The sequence below is a fragment of the Ruixingdingia sedimenti genome (assembly GCF_031432425.1).
Lineage (GTDB): Bacteria > Pseudomonadota > Alphaproteobacteria > Rhodobacterales > Rhodobacteraceae > Ruixingdingia > Ruixingdingia sedimenti.
Window position 1 is genome coordinate 1 of sequence record NZ_JAVKPH010000083.1, and the last position, 4,976, is coordinate 4,976.

Annotated in this window: 3 protein-coding genes; all 3 read left to right on the forward strand. The window is 66.4% G+C overall.

Features of this window, described 5'->3' with window-relative positions:
- Positions 1–225 precede the first annotated feature (225 nt).
- Complete coding sequence (locus tag RGD00_RS22985) at positions 226–1,800, forward strand: Re/Si-specific NAD(P)(+) transhydrogenase subunit alpha (protein ID WP_310459562.1); 1,575 nt, start codon at positions 226–228, stop codon at positions 1,798–1,800.
- Positions 1,801–1,813: 13 nt separating this feature from the next.
- Positions 1,814–3,259, forward strand: coding sequence for an NAD(P)(+) transhydrogenase (Re/Si-specific) subunit beta (locus RGD00_RS22990; protein ID WP_310459563.1), 1,446 nt, complete (start codon positions 1,814–1,816; stop codon positions 3,257–3,259).
- 168 nt (positions 3,260–3,427) lie between these two features.
- Complete coding sequence (locus RGD00_RS22995) at positions 3,428–4,708, forward strand: DUF3422 family protein (RefSeq protein WP_310459564.1); 1,281 nt, start codon at positions 3,428–3,430, stop codon at positions 4,706–4,708.
- The last annotated feature ends 268 nt before the right edge of the window (positions 4,709–4,976 follow it).

The window sequence follows — 4,976 nt, forward strand, 5'->3', positions numbered from 1 at the left end:
GATGACCATCGCCTGCCTGCTGGCCAACACGCTGACCGCCTGCCACCGCGCCAACGGGCTGGCGGAGCCGGAGGGGTTGGCTGTCTAGGTCAAAGGTGACGCAGGGTCCACTTCACGGCCATGCCGGGTCGACACGGACTTGTGAAACAATATTGCGCAATGTTAAAGGGGCGGACGACGACCGCCGCCCGGCCTGGGGCGACAGCCATAAGGGGGACTGCCAGCGTGAAGATTGGTGCACCGAGAGAGATATACGAGGGCGAAAACCGGGTCGCGATGACACCCGATTCCGCCGTTCAGTTGATGAAGCTCGGCCATAGCTGCGCCATCGAGAGCGGCGCGGGCGTGAAGGCCGGGTTTTCGGACGCGGCCTATGCGGCCGTGGGCGTAGAGGTGGCGGCGGATGCGGCCGCGCTCTGGTCCGGGGTGGATGTGGTGGTCAAGGTCCGCCCGCCGGAACCCGCGGAACTGGCGCGGATGCGGCAGGGCCAGGTGCTGATCTCGTTCTTCTATCCGGCGCAGAACACCGAACTGCTGGAACAGGCGAAGGATCTGGGCGCCAATGTCATCGCGATGGACATGGTGCCGCGGATTTCGCGCGCGCAGAAGATGGACGCGCTGTCGTCCATGGCGAACATCGCCGGCTATCGCGCGGTGATCGAGGCGGGCAACAACTTCGGCCGTTTCTTCACCGGGCAGGTGACGGCGGCGGGCAAGGTGCCCCCGGCCAAGGTGCTGGTGGTGGGCGCGGGCGTGGCGGGGCTGGCGGCCATCGGCACCTCGACCAGCCTCGGCGCGATCACCTATGCCTTCGACGTGCGGCCCGAAGTGGCCGAGCAGATCGAATCGATGGGCGCGGAATTCGTCTACCTCGATTTCAGCGAACAGCAGACCGACGGTGCGGCGACGGGCGGCTATGCCGCGCCCTCGAGCCCCGAGTTCCGCGAGGCGCAGCTGAAGAGGTTCCGCGAACTGGCGCCCGAGATCGACATCGTCATCACCACCGCCCTGATCCCCGGCCGGCCTGCGCCGAAGCTCTGGACCGAGGACATGGTGGCGATGATGAAGCCGGGCTCGGTCATCGTGGATCTCGCGGCGGAACGCGGCGGCAACTGCGACCTGACGGTGCCGGACCAGAAGATCGTCACCGACAACGGCGTGACCATCGTCGGCTATACCGATTTCCCGAGCCGCATGGCCGCGCAGGCCAGCACGCTCTATTCCACCAACATCCGCCACATGCTGACGGACCTGACGCCGAAGAAGGATGGCGAGATCTTCCACAACATGGAGGATGACGTGATCCGCGGCGCGACGGTCACGTATGAGGGCGCCGTCACCTTCCCGCCGCCGCCGCCCAAGGTGGCCGCGATCGCGGCGCAGAAGCCGAAGGAAAAGCCGAAGGAACTGACCCCCGAGGAACGCCGCGCGCAGGAAGTCGCGGCGTTCAAGGCGCAGACGCGCAATCAGTTCACCCTTCTGGGGGTGAGCGGGGTGCTGCTGCTGCTGGTCGGCCTCGTCGCACCGGCGAGCTTCATGCAGCATTTCATCGTCTTCGTGCTGGCCTGTTTCGTCGGCTTCCAGGTGATCTGGAACGTCAGCCACAGCCTGCACACGCCGCTGATGGCGATCACGAACGCGATTTCGTCGATCATCATCCTGGGCGCGCTGTTGCAGATCGGGTCGGGGTCGTGGCTGGTGATCGTGCTGGCGGCGCTGTCGGTGTTCATGGCGGGCATCAACATCTTCGGGGGCTTCCTCGTCACCCGGCGCATGCTCGCCATGTTCCAGAAGTCGTAAGGAGAGGCGCGCAATGGAATACGGTTTCACCACTGCCGCCTATGTCGTCGCGGCTGTCCTGTTCATCCTGTCGCTCGGCGGCCTTTCGGGGCAGGAAAGCGCCAAGCGCGCCGTGTGGTACGGCATCGTCGGTATGGCGCTGGCCATCGTCGCCACGCTGATCGGCCCGGGTTCGGGCCTGTGGGTGGCGTCGCTGGTGCTGATCCTTGCGGGCGGCACCATCGGCTGGATCGTCGCGCAGCGCGTGCAGATGACCGAGATGCCGCAGCTTGTCGCCGCGATGCACAGCCTCGTCGGTCTGGCCGCGGTCTTCATCGGCTTCAACGCCGAGATCGAAATGGCGCGCATCGCCACCATGCTGGCCACGGCCGATGCCGACGGGCTGAACGCGCTCAAGGGTTTCGCGCTGAAGGTGTTCGAAAAGACGCCGGCGGAACTGTCGATCCTCAAGGTCGAGGTGTTCCTGGGCGTGTTCATCGGCGCCGTGACCTTCACCGGATCGGTCGTCGCCTATGGCAAGCTGGCGGGCAAGGTGGACGGCAAGGCCAAGAAGCTGCCGGGCGGCCATGTGCTGAACGCGGGCGCGGCAATCCTGTCGCTGGCGCTGCTGGTGGCCTATCTGAACGGCGCGGGCACCTGGACGCTGATCGCGATGACGCTGCTGGCGTTCTTCATCGGCTATCACCTGATCATGGGCATCGGCGGCGCCGACATGCCGGTGGTGGTGTCGATGCTGAACAGCTATTCGGGCTGGGCGGCGGCGGCGATCGGGTTTTCGCTGTCGAACGACCTCTTGATCGTGGTGGGTGCGCTGGTCGGATCTTCCGGTGCGATCCTGTCCTACATCATGTGCAAGGCGATGAACCGTTCGTTCATCAGCGTGATCCTCGGCGGCTTCGGCGGGACCACCGGCCCGGCGATGGAAGTGACCGGCGAACAGATCGCCATCGACGCCGATGGCGTGGCGGCGGCGCTGAACGATGCGGATTCGGTCATCATCGTGCCGGGCTACGGCATGGCGGTGGCACAGGCGCAGCAATCGGTGTCGGAACTGACCCGCAAGCTGCGCGCCAAGGGCAAGGACGTGCGTTTCGCCATCCACCCCGTCGCGGGCCGTCTGCCCGGCCACATGAACGTGCTGCTGGCCGAGGCGAAGGTGCCCTACGACATCGTGCTGGAGATGGACGAGATCAACGAGGACTTCCCGGAAACGGATGTGGTCATCGTCATCGGCTCGAACGACATCGTGAACCCGGCGGCGCAGGAAGACCCCAACAGCCCCATCGCCGGCATGCCGGTGCTGGAGGTCTGGAAGGCCAAGCAGGTGTTCGTCAGCAAGCGCGGCCAGGGTACCGGCTATTCCGGGATCGAGAATCCGTTGTTCTACAAGGACAACACGCGGATGTTCTACGGCGACGCCAAGAAATCGGTGGATCAGCTGCTGCCCATGCTGGATTGAGGCATCGCGCCACGGCATCGACGGCCCCGGGGGATCCCCCGGGGCCGTTTGCGTTCCGGGGTGGGGCATCCGTGCCACAATCGCATGGCATACCCCGGTATTCCGCGAGTTTTCTGGCCCGGCCGGGGCAGGGGCGCCTAACTGGCGCAAAACCCCGGATCAACGACGATGCTTCATCCCAACGACCACCCCCTGCGCTATGCGCTGGTGAACGAATTGCACGCCCGCCCCTTTCCGGCGCTGGCGGTGCCCTGTTCCGTCGCCCATGTCGCCTTCAAGGAACCGGCAGAGGCGCATAACCGCGACCGCGGGGCCGATCACGCCCATCTCTGCGCGCTGCTGGCCCGCCATGGCGTGGCCGCGCCCGAACCCGGGATCACGCATTTCTCCGGCGCCTTGGGGCGGGCGGAACTGAAATGGGAAAGCCATACCGAATTCGTGGCCTGTTCGGCCTTCACCCCGGGCCTGTCGCCGCGCCCCTTCGACCCGGCAGAGGCAGAGGTGCTGCCCGCCGACTGGCTGGCCGCGGCGCCGGGGCGGCGGCTCTGTTCCGTGCTGATCCGGGTGGAGGAGATGCCCGAGGACCCGGCCGGGATCGACGCGCGGCTGGATGCGTGGTTCGTGCCCGAAAGCCTGGCGGCGGCAGAGGTTCTGGGCGGGGCCGCGGTGGTGGCGGGGGATTTCCGCATCGACCCGGCGGGGCACATGCGATTCGCGGTTTTCGTCCGCCCCGGCACCGGCCCGCGGCGGTTGGGGCGGATCGTGCAATGGCTGTGCGAGATCGAGACCTATCGCGCGATGTCGATGCTGGGCCTCGGGCGGGCGCGCGAACTGGGGGCGCGGCTGAACGCGATCGACCCCGGGCTGACGGCGCTGGTCGGGCGTATCGATTCGGGCACATCGGCGGAGGACACGCTGCACGCGCTTTTGCGCATTTCGGCGGAGCTGGAGGCGCTGGCCGTCCGCTTTGCCTTTCGCGCCGGGGCGACGGGGGCCTATGAGGCCATCGTGCTGCAACGGATCGAGGTGCTGCGCGAGGCGCGCTTCGGCGGGCGGCAGACCTTCGGCGAGTTCATGCTGCGCCGCTATGACCCCGCGATGCGCACGGTCAAATCGGCCGAGGCGCGGCTGCGGCTGATGGTGGAACGTGCGGCGCGGGCGGCGGAACTGCTGCGCACGCGGGTGGATGTGGAACGCTCGGCCCAGAACCAGCGGCTTCTGGAAAGCATGGACCGCCGCGCGGATCTGCAACTGCGGCTGCAACACACGGTCGAGGGGCTGTCGGTGGTGGCGATCAGCTATTACGCCGTCAGCCTTGCGGGCTATGCGCTGCAACCGCTGGCGGACGGCATGGGGGTGCCGAAGGCCGGGCTGCTGGCGGTGCTGGTGCCGGTGACGGTGCTGGCGGTCTGGCTGATGGTCCGCCGGATTCGCCGCGCGATGCACTGACTCGAGGGTGATTCACGCCGATCCGGCGGGATTGGCCCCTGCCGGGGTAAACTATCCACAGAAACAACGGGTTATCCACAGGCCGGCCCGGTGCGGCGCTTGAGGGGCCGGAAATAAAATCGTTGTTTTTCAGTATGATGCAGAATTTCGTTGAGATCGTCGTTTTTCGCTCTTGCGCCTTTGATCGTGTAGGCCTAGATACCGCTTCACCGAGACGGACGGTGGTTCGGAACGGTAGCTGGAAGGCGGGTGCGGTTGAGATGCTGCT

Bases quoted from the DNA above. Each gene is read 5' to 3' on its own strand.
- RGD00_RS22995 (WP_310459564.1), top strand. From the start codon at position 3,428: ATGCTTCATCCCAACGACCACCCCCTGCGCTATGCGCTGGTGAACGAA.
- RGD00_RS22990 (WP_310459563.1), top strand. From the start codon at position 1,814: ATGGAATACGGTTTCACCACTGCCGCCTATGTCGTCGCGGCTGTCCTG.